Here is a 14,577-nt window from a genome sequence, read left to right as displayed (position 1 = left end):
GCGGTCACCTAACTACTCAGGAGACAACATGTTCAGTTCCCGTCAATGGCGACGCCTCGTCGCCGGCTCAGCCCTGGCCGTGCTGGCCATGGCCGCTACCGGCGCGCATGCCGCCTTCAACCTCGTCACCCGCTGGGATAGCGGCAGCTCCACCAAGCCGCAGTACGAGGTGGACACGAATGCCGGCCTCGTCTTCAAGATCAGGGCCTACGACAACGGCGTTAGCACCCAGTCGTCGGGCGACATCTCCAGCCTCGTCTACAACGGCGTGCAGTACCAGACCCAGTCCCGGGGCTCGCAGCTGAACTCGGGCTTCGACTTCCTCTACAGCAATGTCTCGGCGGTCAGCGTCACGGCGCAGATGCTGTCCAGCACGGGTGCCGCCACGTCGGCCTCGGTCGCGCAGGACGGGGTCGTCACCGGCGGCAGCTTCATCAAGATCACGGTCACCAGCAACAGTGCCAACGGCGGCGTGCTCAAGCACTACTACCTGGTCAAGGCCGGCGAGCCACGCATCTACATGGCCACCCATTTCACCGAAGAGCCCAACACCTTGAACCTGGTGCGCTTCATCCTGCGCGTGCCGGTGGGCGTGCTGTCCAGCGGCCCCGCCGCCGGCGTGCCAGGTGGCCTGACGCCCAGCGGCAGCTGGGCCCAGGACCTGCGCGGCACCGACACCACGGTCGAGTCTGGCGATGTGTTCGGCTTCTCGGCTGCGGCCGGCAGCCTGGCCGGCCAGACGCGTTCCAAACACTACGCCAACATGCGCGTCAAGGACTGGAGCTACTTCGGCGGCCGCAACAGCGCCGGCACGGTCGGCCTCTGGTTCTATCGCGACAGCCACGAAGGCGCCTCCGGCGGCCCCTTCTACCGCAGCCTGCTCAACCAGATCACCAGCACCGACAACGAGCTCACCTACATCGTCAACTACGGTGAGGCACAGACCGAGGCCTACCGGCTCGGTGTGCTGAACAGCTACACGCTGATGTTCACCAACGGTGGCGCCCCGAGCGCGCCCGACACCAGCTGGTTCTCGCTGATGGGCCTGCAGGGCTACGTGCCCACCTCGGGCCGCGGCACGGTCGCCGGCGTCGGGCTGTCGGGCACGGTGGCGGGCAATGGCTACACCGTCGGCTTCTCAAACACCCAGGCCCAGTACTGGGCCACGGCCAACCTGGCCAGCAACGGCTTCTTCAAGAGCACTGGCATGCTGCCAGGCGGCTACACCCTCAAGGTCTACAAGAACGAGCTGGCGGTCTACGCCGGCAGCGTCACGGTGACGGCAGGAGGCACCACGACGCTAAACACGCTGACGATCAATGCCGACCCCGCGGCTACCGCCTCGCTCTGGCGCATTGGCAGCTGGGACGGCTCGCCGGCCGAGTTCCGCAACGGCGACAAGCTGACCTGGATGCACCCGTCCGACGTGCGCATGGCCAGCTGGCTGCCGGGCAACTTCGTCGTCGGCAGCTCGGCCACCACCGCCTTCCCGGCGTATCTGTGGAAGAGCGTCAACGACGGCCAGGTCGTGCGGTTCAACCTGAGTGCCGCGCAGCTCAAGGACTCGACCGTGCGCATCGGCATCACGGCCGCCCAGTCCGGCGGGCGCCCGCGCATCACGGTCAACAGCTGGACGGCGGCCAACCCCTCGCCGTCTACCCAGCCCAGCACCCGCACGCTGACCGTCGGCACCTACCGGGGCAACAACGTGAGCTACAGCTTCACCGTGCCCGCCAGCGCCCTGGTGGCCGGTACGAACACGATGACGATCAACGTCATCAGCGGCTCCACGGGCACCACCTACCTCAGCCCGGGCGTCGCCATCGACGCGCTCGACTTCAGTCAGTGAGGCCGCGCCCCGGCCCGCAGCCGGGATTCACCGTCAGGCCGGGTTGGGCACGTCGATGAAGCGGAGGTCCAGGCCCAGCTCCGCCGCAGCGCGCTCGCCCACACCCTGCACGCCATAGCGCTCGGTCGCGTGGTGGCCGGCGGCGATGAAGGCGACGCCGGTCTCGCGGGCGTAGTGGGCCTGCGGCTCGGAGATCTCGCCGGTGATGAAGACGTCGGCGCCGGCCGCTATTGCCCCCTCGAAATAGCCCTGCGCGCCACCCGTGCACCAGGCCACTCGGCACAGCGGCCGGCCGTCGCCTTCGGCCAGCACCGGCTCGCGGCCGGTCAGCGTGCGCAGTTGCGCCGTCAGGCCCACCAAAGTCGTCGGCGCGGTGGTGGCGATGAAGCCGAGGTCCTGCTCGCCGAAGCGGGCATCCGCCGTCCACCCCAGCCGCTTGCCGAGTTGCGCGTTATTGCCCAGCTCAGGGTGGGCATCCAGTGGCAGGTGGTAGGCGAAAAGGTTGATGTCGTGCTGGATCAGCCTGGCCAGCCGCTGCTTCATCCAGCCCGTCACGCGGCCGTCCTGGCCACGCCAGAACAAGCCGTGGTGCACGAGGATGGCGTCGGCCTGGGCCTCGATGGCGGCGTCGATCAGCGCCAGGCTGGCGGTGACCCCACAGACCAGCCGGTTGACCTCAGCGCGGCCCTCGACCTGCAGACCGTTCGGCCCATAATCTTTGAACCGCCCGGGCTCCAGCCACTGATTCAGTCGGAGTTCCAGCGCGGCGCGATTGGTCATGGCTTGTGAGGTAAACGGGTGTTGAAGCGGCTTTGGCTGATTTTCGCGCAGGCCGTCACGGTGGTGCTGGCCGCCGTCTTCGTGGTCACGACGCTGAAGCCGCAGTGGCTGCAGCAGACCCGCTGGCGCGAGGCCACCATCGCCCAGACCGCCCGCCAGATCGCCCTGCCCCCAGCCCCGCCCGCGTCGGCCGTTCGTGCCGGCTTTGCTCAGGCGGCGCGCGCTGCGTCGCCGGCCGTCGTCAGCATCACGGCCAGCAAGGCATCGGGCCGCGCTGCGGGTCGGGCGCGTGAGCCGCTCTTCGGCTTCCCGTTCGGCCCCCAGCCGCGCGGCAACCCGCAGCTCGGGCTCGGCTCGGGCGTCATCATCTCGGCCGACGGCGTGCTGCTGACGAACAACCATGTCGTCGAGGGTGCGTCCGACATCGAGGTGCAGCTAAGCGACGGCCGCCAGGCGCGCGCCACGCTGCTGGGCACCGACCCCGAGACCGACATCGCCGTGCTGAAGATCGACCTGCCCGACCTGCCTGCCGTCGCGCTGGGCGACGCCGCCAGCCTGCAGGTGGGCGACATGGTGCTGGCCATCGGCAACCCCTTCAACGTCGGCCAGACGGTCACGTCGGGCATCGTCTCGGCGCTGGGCCGCAACCAGCTCGGCATCAACACCTTCGAGAACTTCATCCAGACCGATGCGGCCATCAACCCCGGCAACTCGGGCGGTGCGCTCGTGGACGCCGACGGCCGCCTGGTGGGCATCAACACGGCCATCTTCTCGCGCAGCGGTGGCAGCCTGGGCATCGGCTTCGCCATCCCCGTCGACGTGGCCCGCCAGGTGGCCACGGCCATCCTGAAAGACGGCTCGGTGGCGCGCGGCTGGATCGGCGTGCAGACGCGCGAGCTGACACCCGAGCTGGCCGAGGCGCTGAAGCTGGGCGACGCCAAGGGCGTGCTGGTCGGCGGCGTCATCAACGACGGGCCAGCCGCCAAGGCGGGCATCAAGCCGGGCGACGTGCTGACCCGCGTGGGCGAGCGTGCCGTGACCACGCCGGTCGAACTGCTGGCCAGCGTCGCGGCGCTCAAGCCGCGCAGTCAGGTCGCAGTGGGCGTGCAGCGCGCTGGCAAGGCAATGACCTTCTCGGTCACCCTGGCCCAGCGCGAGAGGCTCAAACCTCAGCCGGCGTCCGAGGAGGACTGATCCGTGGCTTCTTCAGGCGCCTCGGTGTGCTTGACGAAGTAGGTGGCCGCGAACAGCCCCACCTCGTAGAGCAGGCACATCGGGATGGCGAGCGCCAGCTGCGAGACGATGTCGGGCGGCGTGATGACGGCCGCGATGACGAAGGCGACGACGATGAAGTAGCCACGCCATTCCCGCAGCTTCTCGACCGGCACGATGCCCATGCGCGCCAGCACGACGACGATGACCGGCACCTCGAAGGCCGCGCCGAAGGCGATGAACATGTTCATCACGAAGCCGAGATAGGCCTCGATGTCAGGCGCCGCCGTGATGCTCTTGGGCGCAAAGCTCTGGATGAACTTGAAGACCTGGCCGAAGACGAAGAAATAGCAGAAGGCCACGCCCGAGAAGAACAGCAGCGTGCTGGACACGACCAGTGGCATCACCAGGCGCTTCTCGTGCGAGTACAGGCCCGGCGCGATGAAGGACCAGGCCTGGTAGAGCACGACGGGCAGCGCCAGCATGAAACCGGCCAGCATCGTGATCTTGATCGGCACGAAGAAGGGCGCGATGACGTTGGTCGCGATCATCTTGGTGCCCTCGGGCAGATTGGCCACCAGGGGCGCGGCCAGCCAGTCATAGAGCTGGCTGGGGCCGGGGTAGAGGCAGAGCACGCCGAAGCACACGGCAATGGCGATGACGGCGCGCAGCAGCCGGTCGCGCAACTCCATCAGGTGGGAGACGAAGGGCTGCTCGGTACCAGCGAGTTCGTCGTGGTCGGGTTTCTGGAAGGAGCTCATCAACAGTGCGCGTAGGGCCGCCCCAAGCGCACTGACGCCCCCTCGGGGGGCAGCGAGCGAAGCGAGTGTGAGGGGGTCATGTTCGGCCCGGGGGGCGGAAACGTGCGACCCGGGCAGCGCCGGACTGGCTGTGGCGGCGCACGCCGGCCTTTTGCTTGAACCACAACGGCGTGGCGCCGCGCTTGAGGCGCCAGTTCTTCTTCGGGTGGCGGTACTCGGGCAGAGAAGGCGCCAAGCCAATACTTTCGTAAGAGGTCGGGCTGCCGTCGTTCGTCACGTCCCGCCAGGTCTGGTTCAACGCGCCGGTGGCGCTGTCCACTTCCTCGCGCACGCTGCGCTCGGCATCGTGCACGGCGCTCGTGAACTGGGACTTCATCTTCTGAAGCTCTTCCAGTTCGATGGAACGGTTGACCTCGGCTTTGACGTCAGCGACATAGCGCTGCGCCTTGCCGAGCAGGGTGCCCACCGTGCGGGCCACGCGCGGCAGCTTCTCGGGGCCGATGACGATCAGCGCTACCGCACCGATCAGCGCGATCTTGTCAAAACCGAAGTCGAGCACTTAGGACTTGGTCTTGGCGTCGACATCGACCGTGTTCGGGTCATTGACCTTGGTGGCGGTGACCTGCTGGGGCGGTACGGCCGGCGCGTCCGTGGAACTGGTGCCTTCCTTGATGCCGTCCTTGAAACCCTTGACGGCGCCGCCGAGGTCCTTGCCGATGTTGGTTAGCTTCTTAGTGCCAAAGACGAGCACGAAGATCAGCAGCACGATTAACCAGTGCCAGATGCTGAATGAACCCATGATGTTTCTCCGTTGAGGACTGAGCCGAATTCTAGGTGAGGGGGCGTGACATGCCGGACTCCATGCTCGGAGCCAGGCCTTTGCTGGCAGCACTACTGCCGATGTGGGGGTCGAGGTTCAGCCTTTCAACCAGGGCCGCGGTCCGCCCATCACGTGCAGATGCAGGTGATACACCTCCTGACCGCCATCCGGGCCGGTGTTGATGACGTGGCGAAAGCCATTGGTCACGCCCAGCTCCTTCATGAGCCGTGGGCCCAGCGCGACCATCTTGCCCAGCAGGTTCGCCTCCGCCTCGGTCACATCGGCCATCGACGCGATGTGGCGCTTGGGAACGATAAGGACGTGGACCGGCGCCCAGGGGTGGATGTCGTGGAAGGCGAAGATCTGCTCGTCCTCATAGACCTTCTTGCTCGGGATCTGGCCAGCGACGATCTTGCAGAAGAGGCAGTTGGGGTCGGCGCTCATGACTTGCTCCCTCGTTGTGCGAATTCAGTGAGGCCAGACAGCCCCTCGCGGCGGGCCAGTTCGGCCAGCACGTCTTCGGGCTTCAGGCCGAAGTGCGCCAGCGCCACCAGGCTGTGGAACCACAGGTCGGCCACCTCGTACACCACCTTCTGCGGGTCGCCGTCCTTGGCCGCCATGACGGTCTCGGTGGCTTCCTCGCCGACCTTTTTCAGGATGGCGTCCAAGCCCTTGTCGAAGAGCTTGGCAACGTAGCTGGTGCTGGGGTCGGCGCCCTTGCGGGACTCGATGACCGCGCCGACGCGGCGGAGGATGTCGTCACTCATAGATCTTGGCAGGGTCTTTCAACACCGGCTCGGTGGCAGTCCAGGCGCCGTTCTCAAGCTTCTGGAAGAAGCAGCTGTGGCGGCCCGTGTGGCAGGCGATGCCGGGCTCGTGGCCGAGCTGCGTGATGGTCAGCAGCACGACGTCGTTGTCGCAGTCCATGCGGATGCCATGCACCCGCTGGAAGTGGCCGCTCTCCTCGCCCTTGTGCCACAGCTTGCTACGCGAGCGGCTCCAGTAGACGGCCTGGCCGCGCTCGGCCGTCAGGGCCAGCGCCTCGCGGTTCATCCACGCGAACATCAGCACGTCACCCGTGCCCTGCTCCTGGGCGATGACCGGGACCAAGCCCTTGTCATCCCACTTCACTTCGTCAAGCCAACTGGTCATTTTTTCAGTCTAGGTGAGTCGGGCCGACGTGCTGGCGTTCTTCGGCGAACCACTGCAACACGGGGATGGTGCCGGGCAGCACGGGCTTGACCTGCACCGGCAGGCTGGCCCAGGCCATCTGCTGGGCCTCCAGCATCTGGAACTCGCCGGTCCACTCGTAGACCTTGCAGAAGTTCAGCCGCACGCGGGCGTGGGGGTAGTCCATGACCAGCGTCTGCCACGGATGGGCGGCGCCGATCTCGATGCCCAGTTCCTCACGCAGCTCGCGAGCCAATGCCTGCTCGATGCTTTCCCCAACCTCGACCTTGCCGCCCGGGAACTCCCAGTAGCCGGCGTAGACCTTGCCTTCCGGCCGAGAGGTCAGCAGGAACTGGCCGTCAGCAGCGACGAGGACGCCGACGGCGACCTCGGTGATTTCACGTTCGGTCATGCCTCGCGCCCCGCCATGTCACGAGCGAACTGGTAGGCCACGCGGCCCGAGCGGGAGCCGCGCTCCAGCGCCCAAACGAGCGACGGCTGCCGCGCACCGGCGATGGCCGCCTCGTCCAGCCCGAAGTGGCGCAGCCACTGGCCGACGATGGCCAGGTATTCGTTCTGGCTGAAGGGATAAAAACTGATCCACAGGCCGAAGCGCTCGGACAGCGAAATCTTCTCTTCGACCGCCTCGCCGGGATGGATCTCGCCGTGTTCGCCATGCGTGCCGGCCAGGTTGTCGACCATCTTCTCGGGCAGCAAGTGGCGGCGGTTGCTGGTGGCGTAGATCAGCATGTTGTCGGTGGCCGCAGCGACCGAGCCGTCGAGCACGCTCTTCAGCGCCTTGTAGCTGGCCTCGCCTTCGTCAAAGCTCAGGTCGTCGCAGAAAACCACGAAGCGCTCGGGGCGGGCAGCGACCTGTTCGACGAGGTCGGGCAGGTCGACGAGGTCGGCCTTGTCCACTTCGATGAGGCGCAGGCCCTGGCCCGAGAACTCGTTCAGCACGGCCCTGATGAGCGAGCTCTTGCCGGTGCCCTTGGCGCCCGTCAGCAGCACGTTGTTGGCCGGACGAGCAGCCACGAACTGAGCGGTGTTGCGCAGCAGGCGCTCCTTCTGCGGCTCCACCTCCTGCAGGTCAGACAGGCGGATGCGGCCGACCGCACGCACCGGCTCCAGCACCAGCGCGCCATGGCGGCGGCGAGCGCGGAAGGCGGTGGACGCGGCCCAGTCGGGCGGCGTGGCAGCGTGAGGCAGAACCGCTTCGAGACGGGTCAGCAGACCCTCGGCGCGGTTGAGAAAGGATTCCAGAGCGGCAGACATGCCGCCAGTGTAGTTAGCCGATCGCTTTCAACGAGGCCTCCAACTGCTCCGTCGGCAGCCGCTTGAAGCCCGAGCGGGCATAGCGGTGCAGCCGGCCGACGATGAAGCTGACCCACACCGACGCCTGCACGTTGGCCTGCGCGGTGGGTGTCTGGGAGCCCTTGGCTTCTGCGGCCGAGCGCAGCACCTGGCGCAGCGAGGATTCGATGCGGTCGAAGAACTGGTTGACGCGGGCGGTCAGCCGCTCGTTCTCGTAGACCAGCGCGTCGCCCACCATCACGCGGGCCATGCCGGGGTTCTTCTCGCCGAACTGCAGGATGAGGCTGGCGATGCGCGCCGCAGCGCCGGGCGGTGGCAAGGGTTGCGGGCCGTCGACGATCTGATGGACGAGGCCGAAGACGCTGCTCTCGATGAAGTCGATGAGCGCCTCGAACATCTGCGCCTTGCTGGCGAAGTGGCGGTAGAGCGCCGCCTCGCTGACGTCGAGCTTGGCGGCCAGCGCGGCCGTTGTGATGCGGTCGGCGCCGGGTTGCTCCAGCATGCCGGCCAGCACCTGCAGGATCTGCGTGCGGCGCTCGCCGGGCTTGGGGCGCTTCTTGGGGGTGGGGGCAGTCGCGGCGGGCTGGTCGGCATCCATGGCGCCGGATGCTAATCCCGCAGCCAGCCCAGGCGACGCGCTTCGTAGATCGCTTCCACTTTCGAGCGCACGTGCAGCTTGCGATACACGCGCTTCACGTAGGTCATGACCGTGTGCGGCGACACCTGCATGAACTGCGCGATCTCATCAAACGTGAAGCCCTTGGCCGCCAGGTGCAGCACGCGCGACTCCTGTTCGGACAGGGCGACGACCTCTTCGTCGGCCATCGTCGCGGCCATGGCCTCGGGCGAGGGGCCGGTCGAGCCCTGCGCGCCGGGCGCCAGGCGCACCAGCAGGCGGCGGGCAATGATGGGGCTGATAGGGCTGCCACCGGCGCGCAAAGACCGCAGTTGGCCGGGCAGGTCCAGCGCCAGGCTGTCCTTGAGCAGATAGCCGGTGGCGCCCGCTTCGATGCTGGCCACCACATGCTGTTCGTCGCCGAATACCGAGATGACCATGACCTCGCACTGCGGCCGCGTCTGCGCCGCGTGGCGGATCAGCTCAATGCCGCTGCCGCCCGGCAGGTCCAGGTCGACGAGCAGGACCTCCGGCTGCAGTTGGTCGAACATGCGCCGGCCCTGCGGCAGGTCGGGCGCGATGCCCAGGAGTTCGATGTCGGGCACGCTGCCCAGGGCGTGGGTGAAGGCCTCCCGGAAGCGGGCCTGGTCTTCGACGATAAGGACCGAGAACGGGGTCATTGACTCTTCAGATTCTTCAAAGGCGCGAAGGCGACATTGTCGCGGTCAGGATAACGCTTCGCCCATCGCGTCCTGCTTCAGAACTGGGGGGAGCGCGCCAGGGCGGCCAGTGAGCGCACGCGCCGGCTCACATAGGCGGGGCGGTGATGCAGGCGCCGGCCATCGGCGGCCTTGCGCAGCCAGCGCTGCATCCAGACCGTGGCTAGCCCCAAGCTGCGGGCTGATTTCTGGTGGATCAGCGTGTCCTCGACGAGCACGCACTGCTCCGGCCTGAGCTTCAACCGCGCCAGCACGATGCGGAACATGCGCGCGTCCGGCTTGGGGCGTGACTGGCGGAAGCAGCTCATGTCCTCCACACAGACCATGCCCTCGAAGACCCCGGCCAGGCCGATGGCCGCCAGCACGCGATCCGCATACGCGCGCGGTGCGTTCGTCATCAGGAACTTGCGGCCCGGCAGCCGGCGCAGCGCGGCCAGGTCCTGGGCATGGCCGTGCAGGTGGGGGTCCAGCCCCGGCAGCAGGTGCGTCTCGTGCAGAAAGTGCGCGGCCTTCACGCCGTGGTGGCGCTGCAGCCCGGTCAGCGTCGCGCCGTAGCGGTTGAAATAGCCGTGGCGCAGCGCCACCGCCTCCTCGGTCGTCAGGCCGAGATGCGTCTCGATGTAGGCCGTCATCGACGCGTTCAACTCGGGGAAGGCGCGCTGCGAGGCGTTGTGCAGCGTGTCGTCGAGGTCGAACAGCCAGACGCGGTTGCGTGAACTCATCGAGACGAAATCATCGTTCCGTAAGCCTGATCCGTCAGGATCTCCAGCAGCATCGCGTGCGGCACGCGGCCGTCGATGATGTGCACGGCGTTGACGCCGCTCTTCGCCGCGTCGATGGCGCCGGCGATCTTGGGGATCATGCCGCCGCTGATGGTGCCGTCCGCCACCAGCTCGTCGATGCGGCGGGGCGTCAGCTCGGTCAGCAGCTCGCCCTGTTTGTCGAGTACGCCGCGGATGTTGGTCAGCATCAGCAGCTTCTCGGCCTGCAGCACCGTGGCGAGCTTCGCAGCCACCACGTCGGCGTTGATGTTGTAGCTCTCGTTGTGCTCGCCGAAGCCGATGGGGCTGACGACGGGGATGAACTGGTCATCCTGCAATGCCTTCACGACGCTGGGGTCGATGGAGACGATGTCGCCCACCTGGCCGACGTCGTGTTCCTTGGCCGGATCATCCTTGTCGAGCATCTTCAGCTTCTTGGCGCGGATCATGCCGCCGTCACGCCCGGTCAGGCCCACGGCCTTGCCGCCAGCGGCGTTGATGAGGCCGACGATGTCCTGCTGCACCTGGCCGGCCAGCACCCATTCGACGACTTCCATCGTCTCTTCATCCGTGACGCGCATGCCCTGGATGAACTCGCCCTTCTTGCCCAGGCGGCTCAAAGCGCCTTCGATCTGCGGCCCGCCGCCGTGCACGACGACCGGGTTCAGGCCGACCAGCTTCAGCAGCACCACGTCCTCGGCGAAGTCCTTCTGCAGTTCGGGGTCGGTCATGGCATTGCCGCCGTACTTGATGACGATGGTCTTGCCGTGGAACTTGCGGATGTAGGGCAGCGCCTGGGACAGGATCTCGGCCTTCTCGCGCGGGGCGATGTGGGAGACGTCGGTGGTGTGAGGGGTGGTCATGCGGGCTCTCGAAAGATTCGGCCACATTCTAGGAAGCCGAAGCGCCTTGCGGACAATGCCACCCATGCAAGCCCGCACCTACCTCCAGCTTTCCGTTGTCACGGCCGTCGTGACGATCGTGCTGAAGTCTGCGGCCTGGTGGTGGACAGGTTCTGTCAGCCTCGCCGCCGACGCGCTGGAATCGCTCGTCAACCTGGCCGGCGCGGTGTTCGCGCTGGCCATGATCACGCTGGCCGCCCAGCCGCCCGATGAAGGCCACCCCTACGGCCACCACAAGGCCGAATACTTCTCCAGCGGCTTCGAGGGCATCCTCATCATCGCGGCGGCGCTGGGCATCCTGTGGGGCGCGGCCGACCGCTGGCAGCACCCGCAGCCGCTGGAGTCCATCGGCATCGGCGTGACGCTGGCCGTTGTCAGCTCGGCACTGAATGGCGCCATGGCCTGGGCCATGCTGCGCAAGGCGCGCGAGGTGCGCTCGGTCGCGCTGGAAGCCGACGCCCGCCACCTGATCACCGACGTATGGACCTCGGCCGGCGTCGTGGCTGGCCTGATCGGCGTCATGGCGACGGGCCACCAATGGCTGGACCCGCTGCTGGCCGTCATCGTCGCGCTGAACATCCTGCGCGAAGGCGTTCACCTGCTGCACGAATCCAGCGCCGGCCTGATGGACCAGGCGCTGGATGCCGAGTCGCTCGCCAAAGTGCACGCCGTGCTGGAGACGTTTCGCCAGCCCCTCGCACTGCGCTTCGATCACATCGCCAGCCGCGTGGCCGGCCAGCGCCACTTCGTGGACCTGCACATGCACATGCCCGCCAGCTGGACGCTCGGCCGCGCAGCGGCGCTGCGCCTGGAGGTCGAGCAGGCGCTGATGGCCGCCGTGCCCGGCCTGCGCGCCAGCATCCAGCTGCTGCCGATGGACGTGGAAGCCCACGCCGTGGGCGAGGAGAACCTGATTTGATCGCCGTGCTGCAACGGGTGCGCGAAGCTCGCGTGGAGGTGGGCGGCGCCGTCATCGGCGCGATCGGTCAGGGCTTGCTGATGCTCGTCTGCGCCGAGCCGACCGACACCGACGCCACGGCCGAGAGGCTGGTGGCCAAGGTGCTGAAGCTGCGCGTCTTCAGCGACGAAGCCGGCAAGATGAACCGCAACCTGCAGGACGTGGGCGGCGGGCTGCTCATCGTCAGCCAGTTCACGCTGGCGGCGGACGTCAGCGGTGGCAACCGGCCCAGCTTCACGGGCGCGGCGCCGGCCGAACAAGGACGGCGGCTTTATGAGCACGCGCTGAGCGTGGCGCGACGCCTGCACCCGGAGGTCGCTTGCGGGGAGTTTGGTGCGGACATGCAGGTGCACCTCGTCAACGATGGTCCGGTGACCATCCCGATGCGGATAGTCTGACCCTCTTATCGGCGGGCGCGTCGCGGCGGAGTGTTCAAACCCGCCGCAGTTCGCGCCTTGTCTGCGGCCTGCTGGGCCCCTAAGCGACACGTTGCCGGAGACCCGGGAGATCTATTCTGCGGCGGGATTCCCTCCACCTTCATGCCGCGCATGCCCAGCATCATCGACCTGCCTTCCGATTGGCCCGACCACCTCAGCGTCGACGCCACGATCACTCCGCTCAATGTGACACCACCGATAGGCCGGCACCTGCTGGACTTCTCGGCGTTGGGCCCTGTGGGTTTCGAGCAGTTCTGCTGGTGGCTGCTTCAGAAGGAAGGCCAGTCGCTGCATGGCTGCAAGCGCATCGGTGGCAGTGGCCATCCGCAAGGCGGCATCGACATCTTCGCGAGCGAAGCGCATGACCCCGACCGACTGATCGTCTATGAATGCAAGAGTGGCAAGGGCTTCTCACCGGCCGAACTCAAGAAGGCGGTCGAGAAGTTCAGGGCCGGCGATTGGCGAGCGCATGCGAGCACCTTCGTCCTTGTACTTGCCAAGGAGGCCCTGGAAGGCCGCCTTAGCATTGCCTGGCAAGAACAGAGGAAGGAGCTGCGCGTGGCCGGCATCGAAGCTCACATCTGGACAGCCCATACCCTAACGGTGCGCGCCCAGGCCCATCCGGACATCCTCTCCAAGTTCTTTCCAACCTACGACATCCGTCACTTCGCGAACCGTTGGATGCGCCAGACCGCTTTCCTCGACCAACTGCAGCGGGGCATCTTCGATCCACGGCCTCATGTCAAGGAAATGGCCCTGGCCATCTCGGCGCAGTCGACAAGCGGTGCGGCAGACCGCTCCGACACCTCGACTGAGGGCGAGGGTGCGGCGACAGTGCTCCGCCACGGCAACAGCTGGATCTACAAATGCCGATGGTTCGACTTGAGTGCGTTCCTGCCGGATCCAAAGCTTGCCAAGATGTCGGCATCGATCAACCTGCACCGCCCCGACGTGGCGGGGATGATCGTCGTGGTCTCACAGACGTGGATGGTGAGCGCCCTACTCTTCGCCAGCGGTGCACCCGCGACCCACATGCACCGTGGCTTCATTGTCGGCCCGGCACCTTGGCGTGACGACGGCAGCCAGGTCGTCGATCTGGGGCAATGCCGCCTGACGCTTGAGCAGCCGGGGGTGCATGCACTAGCCGAGGCAGCGGATTCGTTGACCGCAGAGGTCTGCCGCGCGCTCATCGAGCTTGAACTGGCTTGGGAGGCCGGCGACTTCGTCTTCGTCGACCAGGGAGGAAAGAAGGTCGTCTTGATGGCGCTGCCCAAAGATGTCTGGGACGAGACCTTGCGGTTTGCTCGAGCGCACGACGTGGGCGCGGGCAACAGCCCATGGCATATGTTCGATGCCGCGATACACATGCTCAAGCCCTACACCAACGATGCAGCGAAGCACCAGGATCGTTTCGACAACGGCTACCACGGCCTGTTCGAGGCGCTGCACATGCCCGAGTTGTGCGGAATAGGCGAGGTAGTGGTGTTGTGGCAGCCGCCGGGAAATGATCCAGACGAATCGATATCTCCGCGTGCCTGGTGGTCCTGCCGCGACGCGGTTCGATGGCTGACCCGTGAGCTGCTGCCTGAGCTGAGGCGATGGATATACCAGCAGCACTTCGGCCACCCGCTCCAACGCCTCCTTCATCCCGCGCGTGCGCGCCGATTTGCACGGCAATTAGAGGAGAGAGTGAGGGCCCGGGATATCGGACCGTCCCGTCGACGCCCCGCCGAGGACACCCCAGCCGGTCTCATCGAATGGGTTCAAGCATTGCAACTCTTGTTCGCTATCCCGAGGACGCCCGCGCGCTTCGTGACTCAGGGAGACGTGGAAGCGCTGTTCCTCGCTGCGGCCCGGCTGTCTGGCGCGGGCCGCGGGTACACGCGTTTTGTGAGTTCGAACCTCGGCCTCGATGAGACGCCCGCCGACCATGCCGAACTCGCACAGGCTATCGTCAGGCACGTGCAAAGTGGCAACGTCAGCGCAAGTCCGGCCACGGTGGATCACGCCCTGCGCGCCATCCTCGAGCTCATCGATGACGACGACCACGTCATGCCGCTGGGTGATCACCAGTTCTTGTTGGACACGCTCAGGCCGTTCATCCGCCTGCATGACGAGGTCAAGCTTGTGCAGCGGCACTACGGCGCGGCTTAGAGGTTATCCGTAAATAGTAAACTCTCGTCCCGAACCGCCATTCACGCGGTGGTTGGGTTAAGGCATGGCGACACGCAAGAGAGTTGAGTCGTGGGTGGTGACCGATGATTTCTGGCAACGCGTC

At 66.6% G+C, this 14,577-nt stretch carries 18 protein-coding genes; 5 read left to right on the top strand and 13 right to left on the bottom strand.

The window, feature by feature from the left end; all coding sequences use genetic code 11:
• The first annotated feature begins 28 nt into the window (after nucleotides 1-28).
• Complete coding sequence (locus ABIS05_RS15760) at nucleotides 29-1,849, top strand: rhamnogalacturonan lyase B N-terminal domain-containing protein (protein ID WP_348013752.1); 1,821 nt, start codon at nucleotides 29-31, stop codon at nucleotides 1,847-1,849.
• 33 nt (nucleotides 1,850-1,882) lie between these two features.
• Here the strand turns inward: ABIS05_RS15760 and ABIS05_RS15755 are convergent, their stop codons facing one another.
• The gene (locus ABIS05_RS15755) at nucleotides 1,883-2,629 is read right to left on the bottom strand and encodes a Nif3-like dinuclear metal center hexameric protein (protein ID WP_348013751.1); all 747 of its coding nucleotides are present in this window, start codon (nucleotides 2,627-2,629) and stop codon (nucleotides 1,883-1,885) included.
• 21 nt (nucleotides 2,630-2,650) lie between these two features.
• Between ABIS05_RS15755 and ABIS05_RS15750 the strand changes: the two genes are divergently transcribed.
• Nucleotides 2,651-3,823 (top strand): trypsin-like peptidase domain-containing protein, encoded by a 1,173-nt coding sequence (locus ABIS05_RS15750; protein WP_348013750.1) that lies wholly within the window; start codon nucleotides 2,651-2,653, stop codon nucleotides 3,821-3,823.
• Here ABIS05_RS15750 and tatC read toward each other — a convergent pair.
• From tatC to argB, 12 genes are all read right to left on the bottom strand, one after another.
• Nucleotides 3,799-4,602, bottom strand: a complete 804-nt coding sequence (gene tatC / locus ABIS05_RS15745) for a twin-arginine translocase subunit TatC (RefSeq protein ID WP_348013749.1) — start codon at nucleotides 4,600-4,602, stop codon at nucleotides 3,799-3,801. The genes ABIS05_RS15750 and tatC overlap by 25 nt on opposite strands.
• A gap of 76 nt (nucleotides 4,603-4,678) precedes the next feature.
• On the bottom strand, nucleotides 4,679-5,161 hold the full coding sequence (gene tatB, locus ABIS05_RS15740) for a Sec-independent protein translocase protein TatB (RefSeq protein WP_348013748.1): 483 nt from the start codon (nucleotides 5,159-5,161) through the stop codon (nucleotides 4,679-4,681).
• Complete coding sequence (gene tatA / locus ABIS05_RS15735) at nucleotides 5,162-5,401, bottom strand: Sec-independent protein translocase subunit TatA (protein ID WP_348013747.1); 240 nt, start codon at nucleotides 5,399-5,401, stop codon at nucleotides 5,162-5,164.
• Nucleotides 5,402-5,518: 117 nt separating this feature from the next.
• Nucleotides 5,519-5,866 (bottom strand): histidine triad nucleotide-binding protein, encoded by a 348-nt coding sequence (locus tag ABIS05_RS15730; protein WP_348013746.1) that lies wholly within the window; start codon nucleotides 5,864-5,866, stop codon nucleotides 5,519-5,521.
• Nucleotides 5,863-6,189: a phosphoribosyl-ATP diphosphatase gene (locus ABIS05_RS15725; protein ID WP_348013745.1), complete on the bottom strand. Its 327-nt coding sequence runs from the start codon at nucleotides 6,187-6,189 to the stop codon at nucleotides 5,863-5,865. Before ABIS05_RS15725 ends, ABIS05_RS15730 begins: the two co-directional genes overlap by 4 nt.
• A complete protein-coding gene (gene hisI, locus ABIS05_RS15720) occupies nucleotides 6,182-6,574 on the bottom strand; it encodes a phosphoribosyl-AMP cyclohydrolase (RefSeq protein ID WP_348013744.1) in 393 nt (130 codons plus the stop codon). Before hisI ends, ABIS05_RS15725 begins: the two co-directional genes overlap by 8 nt.
• 4 nt (nucleotides 6,575-6,578) lie before the next feature.
• Complete coding sequence (locus tag ABIS05_RS15715) at nucleotides 6,579-7,004, bottom strand: NUDIX domain-containing protein (RefSeq protein WP_348013743.1); 426 nt, start codon at nucleotides 7,002-7,004, stop codon at nucleotides 6,579-6,581.
• A complete protein-coding gene (locus ABIS05_RS15710) occupies nucleotides 7,001-7,867 on the bottom strand; it encodes an ATP-binding protein (protein WP_348013742.1) in 867 nt (288 codons plus the stop codon). Before ABIS05_RS15710 ends, ABIS05_RS15715 begins: the two co-directional genes overlap by 4 nt.
• Nucleotides 7,868-7,880: 13 nt before the next feature.
• Nucleotides 7,881-8,504, bottom strand: a complete 624-nt coding sequence (slmA, locus tag ABIS05_RS15705; protein WP_348013741.1) for a nucleoid occlusion factor SlmA — start codon at nucleotides 8,502-8,504, stop codon at nucleotides 7,881-7,883.
• 11 nt (nucleotides 8,505-8,515) lie between these two features.
• Nucleotides 8,516-9,202 carry a response regulator transcription factor gene (locus tag ABIS05_RS15700; RefSeq protein ID WP_348013740.1) on the bottom strand — a complete coding sequence of 229 codons (687 nt, stop codon included), beginning with the start codon at nucleotides 9,200-9,202 and terminating at the stop codon, nucleotides 8,516-8,518.
• A gap of 77 nt (nucleotides 9,203-9,279) precedes the next feature.
• Nucleotides 9,280-9,963, bottom strand: a complete 684-nt coding sequence (locus tag ABIS05_RS15695; RefSeq protein WP_348013739.1) for a pyrimidine 5'-nucleotidase — start codon at nucleotides 9,961-9,963, stop codon at nucleotides 9,280-9,282.
• Nucleotides 9,960-10,865, bottom strand: a complete 906-nt coding sequence (gene argB / locus ABIS05_RS15690; RefSeq protein WP_348013738.1) for an acetylglutamate kinase — start codon at nucleotides 10,863-10,865, stop codon at nucleotides 9,960-9,962. Before argB ends, ABIS05_RS15695 begins: the two co-directional genes overlap by 4 nt.
• Before the next feature lie 64 nt (nucleotides 10,866-10,929).
• On the opposite strand from argB, the gene ABIS05_RS15685 reads away from it, so the two are divergent.
• The 3 genes from ABIS05_RS15685 to ABIS05_RS15675 all read left to right on the top strand — a co-directional run bounded on the left by ABIS05_RS15685 (nucleotide 10,930) and on the right by ABIS05_RS15675 (nucleotide 14,453).
• A complete protein-coding gene (locus ABIS05_RS15685) occupies nucleotides 10,930-11,823 on the top strand; it encodes a cation diffusion facilitator family transporter (RefSeq protein WP_348013737.1) in 894 nt (297 codons plus the stop codon).
• A complete protein-coding gene (gene dtd / locus ABIS05_RS15680; protein WP_348013736.1) occupies nucleotides 11,820-12,260 on the top strand; it encodes a D-aminoacyl-tRNA deacylase in 441 nt (146 codons plus the stop codon). The genes ABIS05_RS15685 and dtd overlap by 4 nt, the downstream gene beginning before the upstream one ends.
• Nucleotides 12,261-12,410: 150 nt before the next feature.
• On the top strand, nucleotides 12,411-14,453 hold the full coding sequence (locus tag ABIS05_RS15675; RefSeq protein WP_348013735.1) for a hypothetical protein: 2,043 nt from the start codon (nucleotides 12,411-12,413) through the stop codon (nucleotides 14,451-14,453).
• The last annotated feature ends 124 nt before the right edge of the window (nucleotides 14,454-14,577 follow it).

This window comes from Roseateles sp. (assembly GCF_039929605.1).
Classification (GTDB): domain Bacteria; phylum Pseudomonadota; class Gammaproteobacteria; order Burkholderiales; family Burkholderiaceae_C; genus Pelomonas.
The sequence above is the reverse complement of the archived record's forward strand: the minus strand, read 5'-3'. Positions and strand labels throughout refer to the sequence as shown.

Coding starts and splice junctions, on each gene's coding strand:
- ABIS05_RS15760 (WP_348013752.1), top strand. CDS start 29: ATGTTCAGTTCCCGTCAATGGCGACGCCTCGTCGCCGGCTCAGCCCTG.
- ABIS05_RS15755 (WP_348013751.1), bottom strand. CDS start 2,629: ATGACCAATCGCGCCGCGCTGGAACTCCGACTGAATCAGTGGCTGGAG.
- tatC (WP_348013749.1), bottom strand. CDS start 4,602: ATGAGCTCCTTCCAGAAACCCGACCACGACGAACTCGCTGGTACCGAG.
- tatA (WP_348013747.1), bottom strand. CDS start 5,401: ATGGGTTCATTCAGCATCTGGCACTGGTTAATCGTGCTGCTGATCTTC.
- ABIS05_RS15730 (WP_348013746.1), bottom strand. CDS start 5,866: ATGAGCGCCGACCCCAACTGCCTCTTCTGCAAGATCGTCGCTGGCCAG.
- ABIS05_RS15725 (WP_348013745.1), bottom strand. CDS start 6,189: ATGAGTGACGACATCCTCCGCCGCGTCGGCGCGGTCATCGAGTCCCGC.
- hisI (WP_348013744.1), bottom strand. CDS start 6,574: ATGACCAGTTGGCTTGACGAAGTGAAGTGGGATGACAAGGGCTTGGTC.
- ABIS05_RS15715 (WP_348013743.1), bottom strand. CDS start 7,004: ATGACCGAACGTGAAATCACCGAGGTCGCCGTCGGCGTCCTCGTCGCT.
- ABIS05_RS15710 (WP_348013742.1), bottom strand. CDS start 7,867: ATGTCTGCCGCTCTGGAATCCTTTCTCAACCGCGCCGAGGGTCTGCTG.
- slmA (WP_348013741.1), bottom strand. CDS start 8,504: ATGGATGCCGACCAGCCCGCCGCGACTGCCCCCACCCCCAAGAAGCGC.
- ABIS05_RS15700 (WP_348013740.1), bottom strand. CDS start 9,202: ATGACCCCGTTCTCGGTCCTTATCGTCGAAGACCAGGCCCGCTTCCGG.
- ABIS05_RS15695 (WP_348013739.1), bottom strand. CDS start 9,963: ATGAGTTCACGCAACCGCGTCTGGCTGTTCGACCTCGACGACACGCTG.
- argB (WP_348013738.1), bottom strand. CDS start 10,865: ATGACCACCCCTCACACCACCGACGTCTCCCACATCGCCCCGCGCGAG.
- ABIS05_RS15685 (WP_348013737.1), top strand. CDS start 10,930: ATGCAAGCCCGCACCTACCTCCAGCTTTCCGTTGTCACGGCCGTCGTG.
- ABIS05_RS15675 (WP_348013735.1), top strand. CDS start 12,411: ATGCCCAGCATCATCGACCTGCCTTCCGATTGGCCCGACCACCTCAGC.